This is a genomic window from Hyphomonas sp., assembly GCF_046313975.1.
Taxonomy (GTDB): domain Bacteria; phylum Pseudomonadota; class Alphaproteobacteria; order Caulobacterales; family Hyphomonadaceae; genus Hyphomonas.
On record NZ_JBKBXB010000008.1, the window covers coordinates 66,594 to 88,934 of the forward strand.

Genomic DNA, 22,341 nt, shown 5'->3' on the forward strand with positions numbered 1-22,341 from the left:
GTCATGATATTCAGTGGAGAGTTCGTCAACGGAGTTGATCTCGTGGATATCTGCCTTTGGGCATTCACGATCTTCTTCTTCTGGCTGATCTATTACCTGCAGCGCGAAGGCATGCGCGAAGGCTACCCGCTCGAGGAAGAACCCTCCGGCCGCAAGGAAGCCGCTGCGTTCTTCTTCGTCCCGCCGAAGAAAACCTTCCGCCTGCCCAATGGCCGCGGCACGATCGAGATGGACTATGGTCCGGCCGATACCCGTGACATTGCCCTCGACCGCACGGCCCCCTGGGCCGGCGCGCCGTATGCGCCTTCGGGCAATCCGATGAAGGACGGTGTTGGCCCGGCCTCCTATGCCATGCGGCTCGATGAGCCGGACCTGACCTGGGAAGGGCAGGACCGTATCGCGCCCTATCGTCTGAACCCGGACTATACCGTCTCGCCGAAGGATGTTGATCCGCGCGGCCTGAAAGTCGTCGGCCTCGACGGCAAGGTGGCCGGTGTCGTCAAAGACCTCTGGGTGGACCGCGCAGAAGCCGTCATCCGCTATCTCGAAGTCCAGCTGGAAGGCTCCGGGGTGCACGTCCTGCTTCCGGTGCCGTTCGCGAATGTCTCGCGCACCCGCCGCCGTGTCGAAGTCAATGCCGTCAAGGCCGAGCACTTCGCCGATGTGCCGCGCACGAAGTCTCCGGACCGGATCACCCGGCTCGAGGAAGACATGATCAGCGGCTATTATGGCGGCGGCACGCTCTATGCCACGCCGCAGCGTCAGGAGCCCTGGCTGTGATACGGCTTCATGATGAAGAGGAAACCGGGGGCGAGCCCGTTCGCGGGCTGCCCCAGGTCTTGCCGGAAGGGGAACAGCTGATCTGGCAGGGCCGGCCCGGCACGCTGGCGTTCGCTGTCCACACTTTCCATGTCCGCTTCGTGCTGGCTTACTTCGTGCTGGCGACCGGCTGGCGCCTTGCGCACCTCGAATCGACGGGCGCCGGCGGCACCGAGCTTGCGCGCGTCGCCATCAATTCCGGCATCGGCGCGGTGGCGGGGCTTGGCCTTCTCTTCCTGATCGCCTGGGCGATGGCGCAAGCCACCGTCTATTCGATCTCGTCGAAGCGGATTGTCCTGCGCTACGGCGTCGCGATCCGGAAGTACGTCAACCTGCCGTTCGACCAGGTCGCTTCGGCCGATATCCGCACCTATGGCAAGGGCAAGGGCGACATTGTCCTGAAGCTCGCCTCGAGTGGCGGCCTCGGCTACCTCCGGCTCTGGCCGCATGTGCGCCCGATGCATTTCAACCGCCCGCAGCCCATGCTCCGTGGGCTGAGTGATGCGCGCACCGTTGCCGCCCGGCTGTCCGAGGCGATCTCGGCGCATGCGCCAGCGCGTGTCGCCCTCGCCCGTGAGGCTGAACCGCGTCCGGCGCGCGCAGTCCCCGGCCTTGCGGCAAGCGCCACCTGAGGACCTGCCATGACCCACGCTCCGCTTCCCAACCCCGCACACGCCCATGATCTTCACCCGCCGCGCGGCCTGCTCATGGCTGTCGGCGCGCTGGTCCTGTTCACGCTGATCGGGGTTGGCGCCACACGGCTTGCCGGGCTGGAGCGGGCGACCGACTGGCGTGCCCTGTCCGCGGAAAACCTGTCGCTGACCTTCGAGGACGCTGCCGATGGCGGCGTCATCGTCCGGACTGCTGAGACAGGCGCAGTGGTTCGCGAATGGCCGCCGGAAACGGGCGGATTCGTGCGCACGGCGATGCGCGCGCTCGCTCTGGAGCGTCGCCAGATGGGGATCGGCCCGGCGCCGGCCTTCACACTGCACCGGACGGAAAGCGGCAAGCTGATCCTCGAGGATCCCGAGACCGGAAAATGGGTCAGCCTCGATGCCTTCGGCGGACCGAATGCCGGCGAGTTCGGCGCTTTGTTCCCCGCTTCGGAGTCCGGCTCATGACACGCAGCTTCACCGTGCCCTGCACCATCCGCGTCGAGCATACTTACGAGTCGCTTGAAGCGCATGTCGAACTGGATGGCGGCATCGAGCCGGGTGTCGGCGACCGTATCCTCGTGCACGGCGCGCCGGTCAGCGTGCCCTTCGGCCGCAGCCTGGTGCTACGCCGCGAGGCGACTGTCACGCGGGCCAATTTCATCGAGCGCGCCCTGGTGCGCTTCAAGTCAATGTTTGAGCTCACCGAACTTTACGAAGTGAGCTTCAGTGATGGGAGGGTCTGAGCGATGAGCCTGGCCGTGATGACAGACGAAGAGATGCGTGTGCTGGAGGCGCCCCCGGCCTTCGATACGAACCAGCTTGCGATGCAGGAGACGATGCTCTCGCCGCGTTTCTACACCACCGATTTCGCCGAGGTCGACAAGGTCGATGTGTCCGGCGTGCGGGAAGAGTGGGACGCGCTGATCGCGGAAATGGAATCCGATCCGAACCGCAACCATTTCAAGCGCACGGACGAGTTCGACAATATCCTCGGCAAGCTCTCGCCGGAGCTGCGCGCCGAGTTCGTGGACTTCCTCGTCAGCTCGCTGACATCCGAGTTTTCCGGCTGCGTCCTCTACCGCGAGATCACGCGCCAGGTCGAGAATCCGGACATGAAAGCCCTGTTCCGCCTGATGGCGCGCGACGAGGCCCGTCATGCCGGCTTCATCAATTTCGTGCTCAAGGATTTCGGCATCGGCGTCGATCTTGGCTTCCTGACGCGCAAGAAGAAGTACACTTTCTTCAAGCCGAAATACATCTGGTACTCGGTCTATCTGTCCGAGAAGATTGGCTATGCGCGCTACATCACGATCTTCCGCCAGCTTGAAAAGCATCCCGAGTTCCGCTTCCACCCGATCTTCAAATGGTTCGAGCAGTGGTGCAATGACGAGTTCCGCCATGGCGAAGCCTTCGCGATGATCCTGCGGGCGAACCCGCACCTGCTCGAAGGCGGCAACAAATACTGGATCCGCTTCTTCCTGCTCGCCGTCTACGCCACGATGTATGTGCGCGACCATCGCCGCCCGGCTTTCCACGCCGCCCTAGGTGTCGACCCGACGGACTATGACTATGAGGTCTTCCGCGTCACCAACGAGATCGCCCGTCAGGTCTATCCGGTGGAGCTCGACATCAATGCGCCAGCCTTCCGCGAGGGCCTCGAGCGCATCCGTCAGAACACGGACAAGATGGAAGCGGTCACGGGCAAAGGCCCTATCGCCTGGCTGCAGAAGAAGGGCTACGCGCTGTCGAACGGAATGACCTTCCTGAAACTCTATTTCCTGCCTGTGCGCAGGAACAAGCTGCCGGCGAAGGTCCGGCTCCAGCCGGCCTGGTAGGGAAGGGAAGCGACCGCTCAGATGGCCGACTACGCGCCCCCCATCGTATTTGCTGCGCTCGCCTGGTGGCTGAGCACGGGGGCGATTTTCTGGCTCATCGGCCTGCCGCGCGCGACGCACCGCTGGACCGCACTCGGCGCCACGGCGATCCTCGCCGGCGCGACCTTCATGCTGGTCTCTCTGCGCGCCGACACCAGCGTCACCGGCGCTTATGCCGGCTTTGCCGCCGGTCTTGCGCTCTGGGCCTGGCATGAGGTCATGTTCCTGACAGGGTTCATCACCGGCCCGTCGCGTGTTCCGTGTCCGGAGGGTCTAACCGGCTTTGCCCGCTTTCGCGCCGGCGTTGCCGCCGTCCTGCATCACGAGCTCGCCATCATCGCCCATGCCGGCCTCATTGTTTGGCTCAGCTGGGGCGCGGCCAACCAGTTTGCCCTGTGGACCTTCCTCATCCTCTGGGGCATGCGCATCAGCGCCAAGTTGGTCGTCTTCACCGGTGCGCCGAACCTCGTCGACCAGTTTATGCCGCGCCATCTCGACTATATGAAAACCTATTTCTCGCGCCGTGCGCCGGGCAGTGTCTTCGCCGCCGCGCTGGTGACGATCACCACCGTCTCCGTGCTGCTGGCCATCACTGCCTTCGCACACCCGGCCGGCAGCCACGCCTCGGCGGGCTTTCTGCTGCTCACCGCACTCGCCATTCTTGCCGTCATCGAGCACTGGGTGCTCATCCTGCCGGTGCGCGATCCATCACTCTGGGGCTGGGCCTTGAAGCCGGCTTCAACATCTTCAACGACACCAAAAACGAAAACGGACTGGAGGGCCTGACCCATGAACTTCGAAGCTTACTTCGAGACCGAGCTGACGAAACTCAAGGAAGAGGGCAATTACCGCGTCTTCGCTGATATCGAGCGCGAGAAAGGCGCCTTTCCGAAGGCTGTCTTCCACGGTCCTGCCGGCCAGAAGCCGGTCAAGGTCTGGTGCTCGAACGACTATCTCGGCATGGGCCAGCATCCGAAAGTGCTTGAGGCAATGCATGAGGTGCTCGACAGCTGCGGCGCCGGGGCAGGGGGTACACGGAACATCTCCGGCACCAACCACCACCACGTCCTTCTGGAGCGGGAGCTTGCAAGCCTGCACAACAAGGAAGCCGCGCTGCTCTTTACCTCCGGCTATGTGTCGAACTGGGCGGGCCTCGGCACGCTCGGCGCCAAGATCCCGGGCCTCATCATCCTGTCGGACGCGCTGAACCATGCCTCGATGATCGAGGGCATCCGCCATAGCCGCGCCAAGTGCGTCGTTTTTCGCCACAATGATCCGCAAGACCTGCGCGAGAAGATTGCGGCGCTCGATCCTGCTGCACCGAAACTGATCGCGTTCGAAAGCGTCTATTCGATGGACGGCGATATCGCTCCGATCAAGGAATTCTGCGACATTGCGGACGAGTATGGCGCGATGACCTATCTCGATGAAGTGCACGCCGTTGGCCTCTACGGCGATCATGGCGGCGGCATCGCCGAACGCGAAGGCTTGATGGACCGGCTCACTGTCATCGAAGGCACGCTCGGCAAGGCGTTCGGCGTCGTGGGCGGCTATATCGCGGCTTCGGCGGCGCTGGTGGACTTTGTCCGCAGCTTCGCTTCCGGCTTCATATTCACCACCGCCCTGCCGCCGCATATCGCGGCCGGCGCGCGCGCCTCCATCCAGCATCTCAAGCAGAGCAACTGGGAGCGGATGCGCCAGCGCGACCGGGTGGAGAAAGTCCGTGTACGGCTCCGCCAGATCGGCATCCCGACACTAGAAAATCCCAGCCATATCGTGCCCGTGATGGTCGGCGATCCGGTGAAGTGCAAGATGCTGTCAGACTGGCTGATGGAAAAGCACGGCATCTACGTCCAGCCGATCAACTATCCGACGGTGCCCAAGGGCACCGAACGCCTGCGCATCACGCCGAGCCCGGTGCACACGGACGAGGATATCAACCACCTGGTCGAAGCCCTGTCCGAACTTTGGTCGCACTGCGCCCTCGCCCGGGCAGTGGCATAATTCAACAAACTCCTCTCCCACGGAGCGGGCGAGGAGTTTGAGCTGCCTACCGGTCGAACAGTTTCGACACGCTCTCTTCATTGGCAATCCGGCGGATGGCTTCGCCGAGCAGGGGCGACATCGGCAGCACACGGATCTTCTTGGATTTGAGGGCTGCTTCCGAAGGCTGGATCGTGTCGGTCATCACCAGCTCGTCCAGTACGGACTTCTCGATCCGCTGCACCGCATTGCCCGAAAGCACGCCATGCGTGACATAGGCGGACACGGATGTCGCGCCCTGGTCCTTCAGCGCGGCTGCCGCATTGGCCAGCGTGCCGCCAGAGTCACAGATATCGTCTAGCATGATGCAGGCCTTGCCACTGACATCACCGATGATGTTCATCACCTCGGACTTGCCCGCTTCCGGGCGGCGCTTATCGACGATGGCGAGGTCGGCGTTCAGCTTGTTGGCGAGCGCGCGGGCGCGCACCACGCCGCCGACATCGGGCGAGACCATCACGATCTTGTCGCGCGGATAGCGCTCCTTGATATCGTCGATCATCACCGGCCCGCCGAACAGGTTGTCGGTCGGGATATCGAAGAAGCCCTGGATCTGGCCGGCATGCAGATCCACGGTCAGCACGCGGTCGGCGCCCGAGGCGGAGATGAGGTTTGCCACCAGCTTCGCCGAGATCGGCGTGCGGCCATCGGTTTTCCGGTCCTGCCGTGCATAGCCGAAATACGGGATCACCGCCGTGATGCGCCGGGCCGAGGCGCGCCGCAACGCGTCCATCATGATCAGCAGCTGCATCAGGTTGTCATTGGCAGGGTAGGAGGTCGACTGGATGACGAACACATCCTCGCCGCGCACGTTCTCGTCGATGCGCACGAAGATTTCCTGATCGGCGAAGGTTTTTACCTCCGAGCGGGTCAGCCGCATGTCCAGGTAATCTGCGATGGCTTCGGAAAGGGGCCGGTTTGCGTTGCAGGAAATAAGTTTCATGGCGCGTTCGACCCTCTGCTGCCCGGCTCGCGACGCTTTTGTAACAGGCGCCTGCGAGTCGCAAGTCACAGGAAACCGTATTCTCCCCGCGTCACCCTTTCAGCACGATGACTGAGGCATTCCGGCCATAGTCCGGCTCGCCGCGCAGGGTGCGGCGGCGGTTGGAGAAGTAGGTTTCCTCCATCGCGCAGGTGTCGTGGCCCAGATTGTCAACCGCCCCCAACCCCGCCTGACTGAGTTGGCGGGCGCAGAAGGCCGGCAGGTCGAACTGCCAGCGGTCGCCCTTGCCGGGATGGAACAAGTCCGCGCTGGCCGCGTCGAGGCCGAGGAAGGCGTCCCTGAATTCCGGGCCGACTTCATAGCTCGCCTGCTGGATCGTCGGGCCGATGGCGGCGCGGATGCGGGACCGCTGCGCGCCGAGGACTTCCATCGCCTCGACGGTTCTCAGCAGCACGCCGGCATGCGCGCCCTTCCAGCCGGCATGAGCGGCGCCGATGATCCCGGCATCTGGGTCTGCAAACAGGACCGGGGTGCAGTCTGCCGACAGGATGCACAGTCCGAACTCCGGCCTGTCAGTCACCATCGCGTCCGCTGCCGGCCGCTCTGGCCAGGGCCCGGTCACGCGCACGACGTCCGGCGAGTGGACCTGGTAGCAGGACAGCAGCCAGCGCGCGCCCACGGCGGCGGCGATCCGCCCCCGGTTCTCGGCCACATTCCGGGGGGCATCGGCCGATCCCTCCCCGGAATTCAGGCTGTCATAGATGCCGGTAGAGACCCCGCCCCGGCGGCCGAAGAAACCATGGGAAACCCCGGAAAGACCGGCAAGTTCGGGCGAGGTCGAGACGGGCGGGTGCATGCTTCCAGTGCTGGCCGGGCCCGCCGCCTGCGTCAAGCGCTGCCCGCCCTGCCGGTTCGGCATAGGCAAATCGCCCCGCTTCTGCTATCGCGCGCCCAAATCCACCCGAAACATCGCTCGTTCTCCTCCCGAACGCCGCCCGCCGGAAAGCCTGACCCTATGACGACGCCGCTCGAAAAGATGCGCAACATTGCCATCATTGCCCACGTTGACCACGGCAAGACCACGCTCGTTGACGAACTCCTGAAACAGTCCGGCACCTTCCGCGCCAACGAGAAGACCGCCGAGCGGATGATGGACTCGAACGACCTCGAGAAAGAGCGCGGCATCACGATCCTTGCCAAGACCACCTCGGTCGAATGGAACGGCTACCGCATCAACATCGTCGACACCCCCGGCCACGCCGATTTCGGCGGCGAGGTGGAGCGGATCCTCGACATGGTTGACGGCGTGATCGTGCTCGTCGACTCGGCCGAAGGCCCGATGCCGCAGACCAAGTTCGTGGTCTCGAAAGCCCTGAAGGTCGGCCTGCGCCCGATCGTGGCGGTCAACAAGGTCGACAAGGCCGAGCGCCGCGTCGATGAGGTGCTCAACGAAGTGTTCGACCTCTTTGCCAACCTCGATGCCACCGACGAGCAGCTCGATTTCCCGGTCCTTTACGGCTCCGGCAAGATGGGCTGGATGTCGAAGCAATACGAGACGCCGACCTCGAACATGGACGAGCTGTTCCAGCTGGTCGTCGATCATGTGCCGACGCCGAAAGTGGCTGAAGGCCCCTTCCGTTTCCTGGCCACCACGATTTCGGCAGACCCTTTCCTCGGTCGCATCCTCACGGGCCGCATCCTGTCCGGTTCGGTCAAGCCGAACCAGTCGATCAAGGTGCTGAACCGCGAGGGCGGCCTGGTGGAACAGGGGCGTGTTTCGAAAGTGCTCGCCTTCCGCGGCCTCGAGCGCGTGCCGGTGGATGAAGCCTCTGCCGGCGACATCGTCTCGCTGGCCGGCATGACCAAGGCGAACGTCGCCGACACGTTCTGCGATCCGTCCGTGAACGAACCACTCGCCGCCCAGCCGATTGACCCACCGACCATCTCGATGACCTTCCGCGTCAACGACTCGCCGCTTGCCGGCACCGAAGGCACGAAAGTCACCAGCCGGATGATCTGGGACCGTCTCGTGAAAGAAGCCGAAGGCAACGTTGCGCTGAAAGTCGAGCGCGCCACCGATGCCGAGGCGTTCACTGTCTCCGGCCGGGGCGAATTGCAGCTCTCCGTGCTGATCGAAACCATGCGCCGCGAAGGCTTCGAACTCGGCGTTTCGCGCCCGCAGGTCGTCATGCAGGACGGCCCGAACGGCGAGAAGCTCGAGCCGATCGAGGAAGTCACCATCGACGTGGACGACGAGCATTCCGGCATCGTCGTGCAGAAGCTCTCCGAGCGCAAAGCGGAGATGCTGGACATGCGCCCCTCGGGCGTCGGCCGCACGCGCCTGATCTTCCACGCGCCGACGCGCGGCCTGATCGGCTATCAGGGCGAGCTGCTCTCCGACACGCGCGGCACCGCGATCATGAACCGCATCTTCCACGAATATGCCCCGCACAAGGGCAAGATCACCGGCCGCCATACCGGCGTGCTGATCGCCATGGAGCAGGGCGAGGCCGTGGCCTTCGCGCTGTGGAACCTCGAAGACCGCGGGCCGATGATGATCCATCCCGGCGCCAAGGTGTATGGCGGCATGATCGTTGGCGAGCATAACCGCGACAATGACCTCGAAGTGAACGTCCTCAAGGGCAAGAAGCTCACCAACATGCGCGCCTCGGGTTCGGACGAAGCCGTGCGCCTGACGCCGCCGCTGATGATGACGCTCGAAAAATCGCTCGCCTATATCGCGGATGACGAACTGGTCGAAGTCACGCCCAAAAACATCCGCCTGCGGAAAATCCACCTCGACCCGAACGTGCGCAAGCGCTTCGCCAAGTCGACGGCGGACGCGTAACCGCACGCGTAATCAGTAAACTGAAAACCGAAGTGAGGGGCCATCCCTGGCCGGGGATGGCCCCTCCAACGCCAATGACCGGGAGGAAACGTAGGTCAGGCGTTGTTCCGGGTGAGGCGCGGCCTCAGTCGATCGAGGCGATCTGGGTCAGTGCGGCGCGCTCGAAATTCGGCGCGAAGGCAATGCCGGTGGCAAGGCCTGTCTCGTGGATCTGTTTCACCGCGGCCTCGTACAGGGCCTCGGTGCAGACCGGGTCAGTGAACTGGCCGCCATAGGCCGGCACGCGCGAGGTGCAGGCCCGGGCGGCGGCGCGCTTCAGCTCCGACAGCAGCTTCACGGAGCCGGTATCATCCGAGAGCAGGGAGACGTCATAATCGTGCTTCAGGGTGACCTTCTGGCCTTCAGCGGCGGCAGACGGAACAAGCATCGCGGCCGCGGCCAGAACGGTAAGGGTGGATTTCAGCATGGGATCAGTCCTTTGAGAGTTAGCGCCGGGGTTGCGCCCGGCCGGAAACTCCTCCCGCAACGGTCCGCTTCAACTCTCCGTCTTCCGGGACAATGCCCCCCAAAGGCATTGTGGCCTTCCCGGTGCGGCCGAAACGTCATGTTGCAATGCAACAATTACCTCGCGCCTGCAGCATGGCAAGCGGTGTCGTTTCATCCGATGTTGAATTTTTCGTGTCAGGCGCGAATTGCCCAGCCCTTGGGCAGGGCTGCCGCAGGGTCTGCCTGCGTGTTGGGCGCTATCAGCGGAACAGCCAGCGCTGGCGCAGGCCAAGCCCGCGCGGGCCGCCGGTTGTCAGCTGTCCTTCCTTGCGACTCAGGCGGAAGCGGGCCTCCTCGAACACGCGGTAGTCCGGCCCCGCGATCGAATCGACGGCGAGAAAGCGGGCAATGCCCTCTTCGCGTCCGAGTTCGAGATCGAGATAGCCATGCGTCTCGCCGGAGACATAGCGCACCGCCGGATTGTCGCGCGTCACCAGCAGGGCAAGGTCGCGCGAACGGCTACCGATGAGGCGGGGCCCGAGCGCGGAGGGCGCGCTGACGGAACTGACCGCGAGTTCGACGCCCATCAATGATCCGTCTGCGGAGGACAGCGTGTTGACCCACCAGCTGTGCGTGTCCCCGGTCAGCACCAGCGCGTCATGGCGCCCGGCATTGGCGAGGGCAGCATAGAGGCGCTCGCGCTCGGCGGCGTATCCGTCCCAGGAATCCAGCAGCAGGGGCAGGCCGTGTTCGGCCGCCGCGAGGAAGCCTTCCGCTTCCGGCCAGCGCGCTTTCAGTTCGGCGAGCGCATCCGGGGAGAGGTAGGGGCGCACATCCGGTGTTTTCACGCGCGCCATCAGGGTGGGGTTGGCCAGGATCAGCCATCCGTCCCCGGAGGATCTGAAACCCTGCTCCAGCAATGCGAGCTGGTCCGGGCCGAGTTTCTGCCGAGCCTCGTCCGCGAGCACTGCCCTGAGTGCGGCGATGCCGTCTGCATCCGCCGCCTGCGCGGCCATGGCGCCGAAGCCGATGCTGGCATCGCGGGCCGAGGCGCGGGTTTCAAGGAAGCAGATCGTGGCAAGGTCGCCGAAGCGGGCCGTCATGTAGCGCCGGGCAGGGTCGCCTTCGGCCTCTCGCACCGGCATCCATTCATGCCAGGCCTTGAGGGCCGCAGCCTGCCGCGCGCGCCAGCTTTCCGCGTCGCCGTCATGGCCCGGGGCGCCATCCCTTGAAGCATCATTGGCGAACTCGTGATCGTCCCAGATGGCATAGACCGGATGGGCCGCATGCAGCGCCTGCAGGGCAGGGTCTTCCTTGTACTGAGCGTGACGCGTCCGGTAATCGGCGAGGGTTGCCGCTTCCTGCGCAGGGCGGTGCACACGGCCGGCAATCTCGTCCGGCGCGCCGGCAAAGCCGCCGGCCTTCTGGCTGTAGAGATAATCGCCAAGATGGATCACGGCGTCGAGATCGCTGCGCCGGGCGATATGGTCGTAGACATTGAAATAGCCGTGCGCGAGGTGGGCGCAGGAGACGGCGGCGAGGCGCAGGTGCTGTGCCTTGCCTTCCGGCAACGTCTTCGTGCGGCCGGTGGGCGAGAGCGTGTCGCCATACCGGAAGCGATAGAAATAGGCCGTACCCGGAGCAAGACCGTTCGCGTCGACTTTCACGGTCCAGTCGCAGCCGGGGCCGGTAGCCGCCCGCCCGCTGGCGGAGAGCCGGGTGAAGGCCGGGTCTTCGGAAATTTCCCACGCCACTTCTGCCGCGCCCGTTACCTCCGGCAGCGTGAGGCGGGTCCAGATCACGACGCGGCGCGCCTCGGCATCGCCGCTGGCGACCCCGTGCGCAAAGGGCGGCGGCGCGGTCGGCCGGGCGGAACTCAGCGCGGCGCCGTGCGGCAGGCCGGCGCAAGCCGCCACCGGCGCGCCGCCGATCAGAGCCATCAGGCCGCGCCGTGTCAGTCCCCTTGCCATGCCCCACCTTGGCCCGGCCTGCAGCGAAACTCAACGCCTCGTAAGAATTCCTCGTTTGGCAGGCGGCCCGCGCCGTGCGATGACGCGCGCCTTGCCGGAGCCCGTGCCATGCAGACTTTTCCGCTCTACCAGATCGACGCTTTCGCCACCCGCGCCTTCGAGGGAAACCAGGCCTGCGTGATGCCGATGGATGCCTTCCTTGCGGACGCGGTGCTGCAGAAGATCGCGGCGGAAAACAATGTGGCCGAGACGGCCTATGTTGTTCCGGAGGCGGACGGTATCTGGCGGCTGCGCTGGTTCACGCCCGCCGTCGAGGTGCCGCTGTGCGGGCACGCGACGCTGGCCGCCGCGCATGTGCTGTTCGCCCATGGCGGATTTGCCGGCGAGGTGATCGCGTTCGATACGGTGAAGTCCGGCCGGCTGTTCGTGCGCCGCCTTGCGGACGGAACGCTGGAGATGGATTTCCCGTCTGCGCCGGTGCGGCCTGTTCCGGTCACGGATGAAATCGCCGCAGCGCTCGGCGCGCGCCCGGTGGAGGCCTGGGGCGGCATGTTCTATGCGGCGCGCTTCGAAACGCCGGAAGCGGTGAAGGCCCTCGCGCCGGACCAGCGCGCGCTTAAGTCGCTCGGCGCCGAAGGCAGCGGATTCGACCGGGGCAATTTCGGATGCTTCGCGCTGGGCGGGGAAGGGGTGGACGCGACCTCGCGCTTCTTCGCGCCGGGCTCCGGCATCGACGAGGACCCCGCCACCGGCAGCTGGCACACAATGCTCGCCCGCATCCTCGCCGAGAATTTCAGCACGCCGGCCGCCACCTGCTATCAGGCCTATCCAGGCCGCGGCGCCCGCATCGGCGTGAAACTCGAAGGCGAGCGTTGCAAGCTGACCGGCACGGCGGTCACCGTGATCGAGGGCCAGTTCCGGCTCTAGGCCGGAATCTCCACGCCCGCCCAATCAAAGCATTTGCCGGACTCTTCCGGGGTCAGACGGTCGATCACGCCGATGAGGTGCGCGGCGGATTCTTCCGGCGTGAACAGACGCTCTGCCGGGACATTCGCCTGAAACGGCTTTGACAGGGCTGTATCGACCGTACCCGGATGAAGTGAGACGCAGATATTGCCGGGTGCGCGGCGGGCCTGCTCGATGGCAAAGTTGCGCATCAGCATGTTGAGCGCCGCCTTCGAGGCGCGGTAGGCATGCCATCCGCCGAGCCGGTTGTCGGTGATCGAGCCGACCCGCGCGGAGAGCGCGGCGAAGACGCTGCGCTCCTCTTTCGGCATCAGGGGCAGCATGTGTTTCGCGATCAGCGCGGGCGCAAAGGTGTTGGCCGCGAAGACGCGTTCGAAGGCGGCGAGGCTCTGTGCGCGGTAGGATTTTTCCGGCTGCAGCCCGGCGCCATCCGACAGGAGGCCGCTGACGACGAGGCAGAGCGTCAGCGGGCCTGCTGCGTTCACCTCGCGGGCGAGGGCTTCAAGGTCGGCCTCGTTTGTGAAGTCAGCCTGCAGGCTGACCGAGCCCGGAATGGCAGCGCCGGAGCGCGAGGCGGCGAAGACTGAGCCATGGCGTCCGGAGGCGAGGACGGCCTCTGTCAGGGCGCGCCCGATGCCGCCGGAACTGCCAAAGATGATCGCGTTCATGGGCGCAGACCTAGGCCGGAAAATCAGGGCGGAAAGGTCCGGAAGGAACAGGAATGGTGCCGCTTAGGTGACTTGAACACCTGACCCCATCATTACGAATGATGTGCTCTACCAGCTGAGCTAAAGCGGCGTGCCGTTCCGGCAGGCCCCGCATATACGGGCTGGGGCGGGGGTGTGCAAGGCCGTTTTCAGTCCTCGTCCGGGGCGTAGTCGAGGGGGGGCGTGAGGGGACCCTGGGGGCCTTTCGGCGGGGTGGGCGGGCCGTCATCGGCCATCGGCAGGGCCAGCACGCGGCCGGCTTCCAGCTCGCGGCCATAGCTTTCATAGCGCGGGTGCACGAGGTCGCCGACATCGCCGAAGGCGTAGACCATGCGGCTCCAGCCGGCGCGGTCATAGTCGAAGGCATTGCCTTTCGGGTCGATGTCCGACCAGTCCGCCTCGCGCGAGGCGGAGACAGCCATGCGGCCCCAGCGCTGGGCCTCGACCGGGTCGCCATAGCCTTTCAGCGCGCGCTCCATGAGGAGGCAGAGGCGGGCAGTGGGGTTCTCCTCGACCAGCAGGGCGAGCACTTTGATGGCACCGACCCAGTCGGCATTGTCCATCGCGATCTCGGCGGTGAGGATGCGGCTTTCGCGGTGGGCGGGGTGTGCGTCGATCAGGCCTTTCAGCCGTGCACTGATGTTCTGGCGGGTGTCCTGCGGCACGAGGCGGCGGGAGAGCTGGGCGAGGGCGGGGTGGGGGCGCGCCTTCCAGCCAAGCTCGAGTACGCCTTGCGCGGCTTTCGCCTTGCCATCGGTCATCAGGAAACGGGCGCCGTGATAGGCGGCGGGCGGGAAGTCCGGCGCCGAGCGGATGGCGTCGGCGAGTGCCTTCTGGGCGGCCTGTTTCTCCGTATGCGGAAGACCGACCGCCTTGGCGGTGTGCAGCACGGCGCGGCGGCGCTTGGCGTTCAGGGCTTCGACCTCGCCGCGCTTCTCTCCGTGTGCGAGGGTTTCCAGCGCCGTGTCCCAGTCGCCTTTCGAGACCTGCAGGTCGAACAGGGAATTGAACGGCCAGTCGGCATCGGTTTTCAGGGCGAGCGCTTCGCGGGCGCGCGCTTCGGCGGTGATCAGGTCGCCGCGCTCGGAGGCAGCAGTCGCGGCGCCGCGCAGGCCGGCAAGCTGGCCACCAGGCAGGCGGGTCAGCAGGCCCCAGGCGCGCTCGGCGCCGGCCCAGTCATCATTGGCTTCGGCGGCGCGCGCTTCCAGCAGCAGTTTCAGGCGCTCGTCCTCGGCATGGCGCATGGCCTTTTTGGCGAGGCGCAGGGCGGCTTTCGCGTCGCCGCCTTCGGCCGCGAGCAGGCCTTCGGCGAGGGCGGCGTTTGCCTTGCGGGCGCGGCTGAGATGGCGGGCCTTGGTGATGCGGCCGGGCAGCACGAGCAGGGCGGTCGCGAGCCACCAGGCGAGCGCGAGGAAGCCGCCAAGCAGCACCACGAAGATCGCCGCGGCGCCGGATTTGACCGCGACGATTTCATCGCCGACCGGGAAGGTGACTTCGCCGGGCAGGCTGAATGCCCACCAGGCGAGGACGGCGCCGGCCATGACGAGGAGGATGACGGAGATGAAAAGGAAAAAGCGGCCCATCGCGCGTCAGTTCCCCCCTTCCGCAAGGCTGAGGCGCACGTCTTCGAGCGCCGCTTCGAGGGTGATGCGCCGGTTTGCGCGCTGGGTCCAGCCTTCCGCGCCGCGGGCGGCGGCGGTGTCGAGTTTCGAGAGCGCCTCGACGGCGCCGGGAAGGTCTCCGGCGGAGAGGGCGGCAGAGGCGCGGTCGAGCGCCTTGGCGGTTTCGGGGTGCGACCCGCCGGCGGGGCGGACGCTGACCGCGTCGCCGAAGAAGCGGTCGATCCAGGAGAGTTTTTCAGAGGCCTCGGGCGTGGCGGCATCGATCACGGCGGCGCGCACGGCAGGGAACTCGGCCTGCAGCGCGGTGAGAGCGGGAACGCCGGTGATGAAGGGCGCGAGGCGGCGGACGGCTTCGCTGTCCGGCGCGGCCTTGCGCAGGGCCCGGTAGTCGGCCTCGAACCCGGCGCCGCGGCGCGTCGCGGCTTCGATGGCGGAGAGGGCGAGGGCGGCGTCGGCGCGGTTGCCGATGGCTTCGGCGGCTTTCGACTGCGCTTCGGCGGCTTCGCGTTCGGCTTCGATATTGCGCAGGCGTTCGGTGAGATAGGCGACCTGCGGATCCGGTGCGGGCACAGTGGGCACGCGGGCCTCGAGCGCGGCGAGGCGGTCCAGCAGTCCTTCGAGCGCGGCGGGGTCGCCGCCGGCAGCAAGGGCGAGATCGAGGCGCTGGGAGACGGCATCAAGTTCGCTGATTAGTCCGGCGAGCTCGGCGGAGGCGGCGGCGGGCTGGGAGAGTTTCTCGTCGATGCCGGCCTGAACGGCCGAGACTTCATCGAGGCGGGCTTCGAGCCGGGCGATGTCAGCGGAGCCGCCGGACAGGGCCTTGCCGCCCCAGGCGCCGGCGCCCGCGCCGATCAGGGCGGAGACGACGCCAACCGCCGCGAGGGCCAGCCAGCCGGGCGCGCCAGGGGCGGGCGCTGCCTCGGGTGCAGGCGGGGCGGGCTCGAACTGGGCGTCGATCGGGGCGCCCGGCCGGTCCGTGTCGCTGAAAGGGTCGTCGCTCATCGCGTTCATATAAGGCCGTTCAGGTTTCAGAAAAGTTTGGCACAGGCCGCCCGTAAGGGCAAAGCAAGGGTCAGTGCTTCAGGATTGCGGCAGCTTCGAGGACAGCGTGCAGGAGATCGGACTCGCGCGGCTTGTGGGCGATGCGCTCGCCCAGGCCGGCGCGGCCCTTGAGGGGGGCGAGGGCGGCTTCGGAGATGGCGACGATGAAAGCGCGGGAGAGATCGGGGTGAGTTGCGGCGAGCGCGGCAGCGGCCTTGGCGGAGTGGAGGAGGATGAGGCAGGGGTCTTCGCCCGCGAGGACTGCCTGCGCTTCTGCGGTGAGGGCGGGGGCAGGCTCGGTGCGGTAGAGGGCGAGGAATTCGGCCTCGAAGCCGGCCTCCTTCAGCTGCGCGACGAGGCGGCCGGCGGCGTCTTCATTTGCGACGTGTACAAACAATCCCTGGGGGCGGGGAAGGGTTCCTATGATCATCGCAGCAAGGTCGTCGGCATTGCCGGGGCCTTCGATCACCTTCCGGAAGCCTGCAGCATCGGCCGCGTTGGCGGTGGTCGGGCCGACACACCAGACAGTGACGTCTTCAGCATGATGGCAGTGTGCGGTGGGGCGCACGCCGGTGGCACTGGTGAAGACAAGGTGCCGGGCGCTGGCGATCGGCTCAGGATGTGGCGGATTCTGGTGAATGGTCAGCATCGGCGAGATGACCGGGCAGAGGCCGAGGGTCTCCAGCGCGTCGGCCGTGTCCTGTGCGAAGGGCTCGGTACGCGTGACGATGACCTTGAGGGTCATTTCTCGTCCGTGAAGCGGGGCAGGGCGCCGCCGGCGGCTTCGAGAATTTCGCGGGCGACGGCTTCGCCGAGGAGGGCGAGTTCATCGAGGCCGGCGCTGCGCGGCGCGGTGCGGGAGGTGCGCCAGCGCTGCTCGCCGCGCAGGCTGAGCACTTCGCCCGTGAGGCGCCACTGGTCGCCCTCTGCGGAGAGGTGGGCGGCGATGGGGGTGCGGCAGCTGCCATCGAGCATGGACAGGAAGGCGCGTTCGGCAATTGCGGCGGCTTCGCTGTCAGGAATGTTCAGCTTACGGAGGGTTTCGTAAAGGAGCGGATCGGCATCCTCGCGGCAGACGACGCCGATGATGCCTTGCGCGGCGGCGGGCAGCATGTCCTCGATGGGGATCGGGGTGGCGGCGTCGCCATAGCCGAGGCGGTTGAGGCCGGCCATGGCGAGGAAGGTGGCATCGGCCTGGCCTTCATCCAGCTTGCGCAGGCGGGTCTGCACATTGCCGCGGAAGGTGACGACGCCGAGATCGGGGCGCAGGGCAAGGGCCTGGGCTTCGCGGCGCAGCGAAGCGGTGCCGAGCCGGGCGCCGGCGGGAAGGTCGTGCAGAGAGGTGGCGGTCTTCGAGACGAAGCCGTCGCGCGGGTCCTCGCGCGGCGGGAAGGCGGCGAAGATCTGGCCCTCGGGCAGGAGGGCGGGGACATCCTTGAGGCTGTGCACCGCGAAGTCGATCTCGCCGCGCGAGAGGGCATCGTCCAGCTCGCGGGTGAACAGTCCCTTGCCGCCGGAATTGATCAGGCGCTCGGTGGTCAGCTGGTCGCCGGTGGTGGTGAAGGTGACGATCTCGGCGAACAGGGCGCCATCGGAGGCGGACGTGATGCCATCGGCGATCTGGTGGGCCTGCGCCAGGGCAAGGGGCGAGGCGCGGGTGCCGAGGCGGACGGTGCGGGGGGCAGACGGGTGTGTGACCATGTCTCTCCCTAGCGGGCGTGGGCGAGGTTGCCAATGGAATCAGAGACCTGAAGGCGGGCCAGTACACGGGGTTGACGCGGCTTCCGCCGAGGCGTAACGGTCCTTATCGTTTAACAACAAATACCCCATCCGGAGGTTTCCCCATGATCCGCAGTGCCGTTTCCGCGCTGGCGCTTGCCCTTGCGCTTTCCGCCTGTGCCCCGACGACCGAGACCGCAGTGGTCGACCCGGCCGTCGTTGCCGAACAGAGCGTGAAGCTGAACGAATGGTTCGATGCGAAGTATGAGGAGCAGATGCAGTTCTCGCCGGTCATGCTGACCTTCCGCGGCCGCAAGGACCGTCAGGACGAGATCGACTGTTTCACCTTCGCCTGCCAGGACGAACAGCTGGCCTGGTCGAACGCGGCGGCGGAAGAACTGAAGGCGACCTTCAACTATGAAATCATGTCGCCGGCCGACAAGGATTCCTACGACTTGTGGCTCTACCAGAACGCCCGCGCCAATGCCGGCGTGCCGTTCCGCTACAATGGCTACACCTTCGACCAGATGAACGGTCCGCAGAGCTTCCTGCCGACCTTCCTGATGCAGTTCCACCAGGTGGATGACGAGACGGCGGCGCGCGCCTATGTCAGCCGGATCACGGCGGGGGCCCGCGCGCTGCGCGAGGCGCTGGACGTCACCAAGGAGAGCGCCGCAAAAGGCGTGCATGCGCCGCGCTTTGCCTATCAGGGCGTGATCGACCAGTCGAAGAAGATCATCACGGGTGCTCCGTTCACGAACGGGCCGGATGCAGCGATCTTTGCGGACTTCAAGGCGGATGTCGCCAAGCTGGTGGCCGATGGCAAGATCACGCCGGAAGTGCAGGCGGAACTCGTGGCCTCTGCCGAAGCCGCGCTGAAGGGCGACTTCCTGGCGGTGTATAACGAGATCATCGCGTTCGCGACGGCCGATATGGCGAACTCGCCGGACCCGGCCGGATCGCAGGGCGCGAACCTGCAGCCGGACGGCGAGGCCTATTACAACTTCATGCTCGCGCAGATGACGACGACCGATATGACGGCCGACCAGATCCACCAGCTGGGCCTCGACGAAGTGGCCCGGATCCATGGCGAGATGGAAGCCATCAAGGAGTCGGTGGGCTTCACCGGCACGCTGAACGAATTCTTCGCCAGCATCCGCGACGCGAAGGATGACGAGCGCCATTATTATCCGGATACGGACGAAGGCCGCGAGGCCTACATTGCGGATGCAACCGCCGCCATCGAGAAGATCAAGGCCGTGCTGCCGCAATATTTCGGCCTGCTGCCGAAGGCCGATCTCGTGGTGAAGCGCGTCGAGCCCTTCCGCGAGCAGCCGGGCGCGGCGCAGCATTACTATCCGGGCACGCCGGATGGTTCGCGTCCCGGCATCTACTACGCCCACCTCTCGGACATGAAATCCATGCCGAAGGGCGAGCTGGAAGTGATCGCGTATCATGAGGGCCTGCCGGGCCACCATATGCAGATCTCGATTGCGCAGGAGCTGACCGGCGTGCCGACCTTCCGCACCCAGGCGGGCTTCACCGCCTATTCCGAAGGCTGGGGCCTCTACTCGGAGAAGCTCGCCAAGGAAATGCCGGGCACGTTTGAAGATCCGTACTCGGACTTTGGCCGCCTCGGTTCGGAAATCTGGCGCGCGATCCGTCTCGTGGTGGATACCGGCCTCCATTCCAAAGGCTGGACCGAGGAGCAGGCGGTGCAATACTTCCTCGCCAACTCGGCGATCACCGAAGGTCAGGCCCGTTCCGAAGTGCAGCGCTATATCGTGATGCCGGGCCAGGCGACCGCCTACAAGATCGGCATGATCGAGATTCAAGAGATGCGGGCCCGCGCTGAAGCGGCGCTCGGCGACAAGTTCGACATCCGCGCCTTCCATGACACGATCCTCGGCGGCGGCGCGCTGCCGCTGGAGATGCTGAACGCGAAAGTGGACCGCTGGATCGCGGACACGAAAGCGGCGAAGTAAGGCTTTCTCGCTGTTGCAAGATGAGCCCTCTCCGGAAACGGGGAGGGCTTTTTGTTTGAAGGGGAAGCTCCGGCGTTCGCAAGGACGACAGCGGACGTGATATCGCTAACAGAAATTTCTTGACCCTGCCGCCGCGGTCCCGGACTGTCGGGAAAACGGAGGAGGCGGCGGCGATGCGCGGGATGGTTCTGGCTTGTGTGCTGGCGGCGGGGATGGGCGGGTTTGCGGGGCCGTATGACGCCCTGCCGGTGGCGAATGCGGCGGGGACCAATCCGATCATCACCGACAAGTTCACGGCGGACCCGGCGCCGCTGGTACATGACGGGCGGCTTTATCTCTATGTCGGCCATGACGAGGCGGGCGAGGGGGAGATGTTCAACATCACCGAATGGCTCGTCTATTCGACCGAGGACATGACGGTCTGGGTGGATCATGGGCCGGTGATGAAGCCGACGGATTTTGCCTGGGCGAGCCGGGACGCGTGGGCGTCGGAAGTGATCGAGAAGGACGGGCGGTTCTGGTTCTATACCACGGTCGAGCATGATGAGAGCGATCATGGCAAGGCGATCGGCGTCGCCGTTTCGGATTCGCCCACGGGGCCGTTCGTGGATGCGCGCGGCTCGGCGCTGGTGAAGAATTCCGACACGCCGGACGGACCGCACTGGTGGGATGATATCGACCCGACCGCATTCGAGGATGAGGACGGCACGGTCTGGCTCTACTGGGGCAATGCGAACCTCTACTATGCGCCGCTGGCACCGGACATGATCAGCCTTGCCGATGTGATCCGTGTACAGCCGATGCCGTTCTTCGTGGAGGGGCCGTGGCTGTTCAAACGCGGGGAGATTTACTACCTCGCCTATGCCGGCATCGACGAGGCCGAGCATGAGTGGGAGCAGATTTACTACGCGACCGCGCCGTCGGTTACGGGCCCGTGGACCTTTCAGGGCAAGATCATGGGCATCGCCGAGAACAGTTTCACGATCCATCCGGGCATCGTGGAGTTCAAGGGCAACTGGTATCTCTTCTTTCACAATGCGGCGCACAGCATCGGCGGGGTGGAGGGCGCGCTCGGGCGGCGCTCGGTGCGGGCGGAGCATCTGTACTTCAATTCGGACGGGACGATCCGGCCGGTGGTGGCGACGGAGGCGGGGGTGACGCTGGCGCGGGAGGATTAGGTTTGTGCCCTATCTGCATCACGGAGCTCATCCTGAGCGAAGTCTAAGGATAGAGCGGGCTCCCGAACGCTGCGGCATATGCCCTTCCTTCGACTTCGCTCAGGATGAGCTCTAAGAGGGAGCGAAGTGGAGCGCTGGGTCCCGGCTTTCGCCGGGATGACAAACCCCATTGCGCGCAGCACGTTTGGCCGGAGAGGCTGTTGCCTTCCGGTTTATGCGTGTGCGGATCAAGTGAAACTCAGGAAGTGTCGGGCAGGAGGGGCCGGACGGCTTCTGTGAGGGCGGCTTCGTTGAGGCGCAGCAGAAGGTGCCGGATCGGGGCGGCGAGCTTCTTTGAGTTCGTGCCGGGGATGTGGATGAGCGATAGGCCGGGGCGCGGTTTTTCCTGGCGGGCGAGGCGGCGCGCGAGGCGCAGGGCGGCGCGGTCGGGATCGAGGAAGGCGGCTTCGAGCGCGTTGAAGCGGCGCAGGATGCGCGCTTCATAGGCGGCGAAGTCTGGCGGGTTTCGTGGCTTGGGCGGGGGCGGGACAGGACGCGGCGTGATGCCGGGGATCGAGATGCGCGGCAGCCTGTCTTCCGGGATTTTGTGCGCAGGCGGAGCGGGCGCGGTTTCGGTGAAACGAAAGAGGGGCGTGCGGGGGCGGGTTGAGGTCTGACTAAGGTCCCCGCCTGCGCGGGGATTCGCGGTGGTTTTTGCCAGAGTGCGCGGGGCGGGCAGGGTGAGCGTGAGGGCGATGAGGTAGAGCGCGCGGCGCATGGCGGCTTCGGCGGGCACCAGATAGTGGCGCACCGCGCGGCGCAGGCCGCCGAGGCTGACCGCCGCGCCCGGCACGAACAGGCGCGAGAGCTGGTCGATCAGCCAGCCGAGCAGCGGCCCCGCCTCATCGATGAGGGCGGCATGCGGCGAGTTGGGGGCGAGCGGCTTTGACATGAGGGCAGTATCTCATGGCCTGGTAGGGGTTGCGTAAGTTCCTGTGGATTTCTTTTTTGGGGTTGATTTGGTTCGGGTTTCTGGCGGCGGGATGTAGGCGTAAGTTTGCGGTGGCCGTTTCAAATTTGGTGTCCCTTGTTTCTGGTCCCCCCGGCGAACGCGGGTACCCGCCCCCGCCGCCACACCGGGGTCCGGGCTTGCGCCGGGATGACAGGAGGGGGGGCGGAAGGCGGGGCCGCGCCCTCCGTCATCCTGCTTCGCCAAAGGCTTCGCAGGATGCCACCTCCCCCGCTTCGCAGGGGAGGAGAAGGGGCTTTGAGGGTGGCTGCCTCCCTCTGCGTGACCCCTTGCGTGGGGGTGGTCGGCGGGTAGCGTGGGGGGCGGAGGAATGGGCCATGCATCTGAATTTTCCGGCGCATATCGAGAACTTCCGGCGCGAGGTGCGCGGCTGGTTCGAAGCGGAGTTTCCGAAGGATATCATTGCGAAATACAAGGCCGGCGAGGCGCTGACGACGGCGGAGGTGCGCCGGTCGGAGATGGCGCTGGGGGCGAA

The 22,341-nt window shown here is 65.8% G+C and carries 21 protein-coding genes and 1 tRNA gene; 11 read left to right on the plus strand and 11 right to left on the minus strand.

All coding sequences use genetic code 11. From position 1 onward, the window contains the following. Positions 1 to 3: 3 nt before the first annotated feature. Genes puhA through hemA form a run of 7 tightly spaced genes read left to right on the plus strand, consistent with a single transcriptional unit; the run spans position 4 to position 5,353 of the window. Complete coding sequence (gene puhA, locus ACK4TE_RS04790; RefSeq protein ID WP_409910345.1) at positions 4 to 780, plus strand: photosynthetic reaction center subunit H; 777 nt, start codon at positions 4 to 6, stop codon at positions 778 to 780. Continuing rightward, a complete protein-coding gene (gene puhB, locus ACK4TE_RS04795; protein WP_409910346.1) occupies positions 777 to 1,451 on the plus strand; it encodes a photosynthetic complex putative assembly protein PuhB in 675 nt (224 codons plus the stop codon). Before puhA ends, puhB begins: the two co-directional genes overlap by 4 nt. A 9-nt stretch (positions 1,452 to 1,460) precedes the next feature. Further along, on the plus strand, positions 1,461 to 1,940 hold the full coding sequence (puhC, locus tag ACK4TE_RS04800) for a photosynthetic complex assembly protein PuhC (protein ID WP_409910347.1): 480 nt from the start codon (positions 1,461 to 1,463) through the stop codon (positions 1,938 to 1,940). Further along, a complete protein-coding gene (locus ACK4TE_RS04805; RefSeq protein ID WP_409910348.1) occupies positions 1,937 to 2,218 on the plus strand; it encodes a hypothetical protein in 282 nt (93 codons plus the stop codon). Before puhC ends, ACK4TE_RS04805 begins: the two co-directional genes overlap by 4 nt. Positions 2,219 to 2,251: 33 nt before the next feature. After that, a complete protein-coding gene (gene acsF, locus ACK4TE_RS04810) occupies positions 2,252 to 3,310 on the plus strand; it encodes a magnesium-protoporphyrin IX monomethyl ester (oxidative) cyclase (RefSeq protein WP_409910366.1) in 1,059 nt (352 codons plus the stop codon). A 21-nt stretch (positions 3,311 to 3,331) separates the two neighbouring features. Next, the gene (gene puhE, locus ACK4TE_RS04815; RefSeq protein WP_409910349.1) at positions 3,332 to 4,135 is read left to right on the plus strand and encodes a putative photosynthetic complex assembly protein PuhE; all 804 of its coding nucleotides are present in this window, start codon (positions 3,332 to 3,334) and stop codon (positions 4,133 to 4,135) included. Between the two features lie 3 nt (positions 4,136 to 4,138). Further along, positions 4,139 to 5,353, plus strand: coding sequence for a 5-aminolevulinate synthase (gene hemA / locus ACK4TE_RS04820; protein WP_409910350.1), 1,215 nt, complete (start codon positions 4,139 to 4,141; stop codon positions 5,351 to 5,353). A 46-nt stretch (positions 5,354 to 5,399) separates the two neighbouring features. Here hemA and ACK4TE_RS04825 read toward each other — a convergent pair whose 3' ends face one another. Both ACK4TE_RS04825 and pgeF read right to left on the minus strand, forming a co-directional pair. Continuing rightward, on the minus strand, positions 5,400 to 6,335 hold the full coding sequence (locus tag ACK4TE_RS04825; RefSeq protein WP_409910351.1) for a ribose-phosphate pyrophosphokinase: 936 nt from the start codon (positions 6,333 to 6,335) through the stop codon (positions 5,400 to 5,402). A gap of 91 nt (positions 6,336 to 6,426) precedes the next feature. Next, positions 6,427 to 7,191 carry a peptidoglycan editing factor PgeF gene (gene pgeF, locus ACK4TE_RS04830; RefSeq protein ID WP_409910352.1) on the minus strand — a complete coding sequence of 255 codons (765 nt, stop codon included), beginning with the start codon at positions 7,189 to 7,191 and terminating at the stop codon, positions 6,427 to 6,429. Positions 7,192 to 7,350: 159 nt separating this feature from the next. On the opposite strand from pgeF, the gene typA reads away from it, so the two are divergent. Next, entirely contained in the window at positions 7,351 to 9,183 is a 1,833-nt protein-coding gene (typA, locus tag ACK4TE_RS04835) for a translational GTPase TypA (protein ID WP_409910353.1), read from the plus strand. Positions 9,184 to 9,307: 124 nt separating this feature from the next. Here the strand turns inward: typA and ACK4TE_RS04840 are convergent, their stop codons facing one another. Then, on the minus strand, positions 9,308 to 9,649 hold the full coding sequence (locus tag ACK4TE_RS04840; RefSeq protein ID WP_409910354.1) for a UrcA family protein: 342 nt from the start codon (positions 9,647 to 9,649) through the stop codon (positions 9,308 to 9,310). A gap of 280 nt (positions 9,650 to 9,929) precedes the next feature. Beyond that, a complete protein-coding gene (locus ACK4TE_RS04845; protein WP_409910355.1) occupies positions 9,930 to 11,639 on the minus strand; it encodes an alkaline phosphatase D family protein in 1,710 nt (569 codons plus the stop codon). Positions 11,640 to 11,747: 108 nt separating this feature from the next. Between ACK4TE_RS04845 and ACK4TE_RS04850 the strand changes: the two genes are divergently transcribed. Next, positions 11,748 to 12,566, plus strand: coding sequence for a PhzF family phenazine biosynthesis protein (locus ACK4TE_RS04850; RefSeq protein ID WP_409910356.1), 819 nt, complete (start codon positions 11,748 to 11,750; stop codon positions 12,564 to 12,566). Here the strand turns inward: ACK4TE_RS04850 and ACK4TE_RS04855 are convergent. The 6 genes from ACK4TE_RS04855 to hemC form a co-directional block, all read right to left on the minus strand. Further along, positions 12,563 to 13,273 (minus strand): SDR family NAD(P)-dependent oxidoreductase, encoded by a 711-nt coding sequence (locus ACK4TE_RS04855; protein ID WP_409910357.1) that lies wholly within the window; start codon positions 13,271 to 13,273, stop codon positions 12,563 to 12,565. The two genes, ACK4TE_RS04850 and ACK4TE_RS04855, sit on opposite strands and share 4 nt — an antisense overlap. Positions 13,274 to 13,327: 54 nt before the next feature. Beyond that, a tRNA-Thr gene (locus tag ACK4TE_RS04860) sits at positions 13,328 to 13,403 on the minus strand. Positions 13,404 to 13,461: 58 nt separating this feature from the next. Next, positions 13,462 to 14,895 (minus strand): heme biosynthesis protein HemY, encoded by a 1,434-nt coding sequence (locus ACK4TE_RS04865; RefSeq protein ID WP_409910358.1) that lies wholly within the window; start codon positions 14,893 to 14,895, stop codon positions 13,462 to 13,464. A gap of 6 nt (positions 14,896 to 14,901) precedes the next feature. Beyond that, positions 14,902 to 15,936, minus strand: a complete 1,035-nt coding sequence (locus ACK4TE_RS04870) for a COG4223 family protein (RefSeq protein WP_409910359.1) — start codon at positions 15,934 to 15,936, stop codon at positions 14,902 to 14,904. A 70-nt stretch (positions 15,937 to 16,006) separates the two neighbouring features. After that, positions 16,007 to 16,720 (minus strand): uroporphyrinogen-III synthase, encoded by a 714-nt coding sequence (locus ACK4TE_RS04875; protein ID WP_409910360.1) that lies wholly within the window; start codon positions 16,718 to 16,720, stop codon positions 16,007 to 16,009. Then, positions 16,717 to 17,676 carry a hydroxymethylbilane synthase gene (gene hemC / locus ACK4TE_RS04880; RefSeq protein ID WP_409910361.1) on the minus strand — a complete coding sequence of 320 codons (960 nt, stop codon included), beginning with the start codon at positions 17,674 to 17,676 and terminating at the stop codon, positions 16,717 to 16,719. Before hemC ends, ACK4TE_RS04875 begins: the two co-directional genes overlap by 4 nt. Before the next feature lie 143 nt (positions 17,677 to 17,819). On the opposite strand from hemC, the gene ACK4TE_RS04885 reads away from it, so the two are divergent. Both ACK4TE_RS04885 and ACK4TE_RS04890 read left to right on the plus strand, forming a co-directional pair. After that, the gene (locus ACK4TE_RS04885) at positions 17,820 to 19,679 is read left to right on the plus strand and encodes a DUF885 domain-containing protein (protein ID WP_409910362.1); all 1,860 of its coding nucleotides are present in this window, start codon (positions 17,820 to 17,822) and stop codon (positions 19,677 to 19,679) included. A gap of 173 nt (positions 19,680 to 19,852) precedes the next feature. Further along, positions 19,853 to 20,857 (plus strand): glycoside hydrolase family 43 protein, encoded by a 1,005-nt coding sequence (locus ACK4TE_RS04890; RefSeq protein WP_409910363.1) that lies wholly within the window; start codon positions 19,853 to 19,855, stop codon positions 20,855 to 20,857. A gap of 238 nt (positions 20,858 to 21,095) precedes the next feature. Here the strand turns inward: ACK4TE_RS04890 and ACK4TE_RS04895 are convergent, their stop codons facing one another. Beyond that, entirely contained in the window at positions 21,096 to 21,788 is a 693-nt protein-coding gene (locus ACK4TE_RS04895) for a hypothetical protein (RefSeq protein WP_409910364.1), read from the minus strand. Positions 21,789 to 22,341 lie beyond the last annotated feature (553 nt).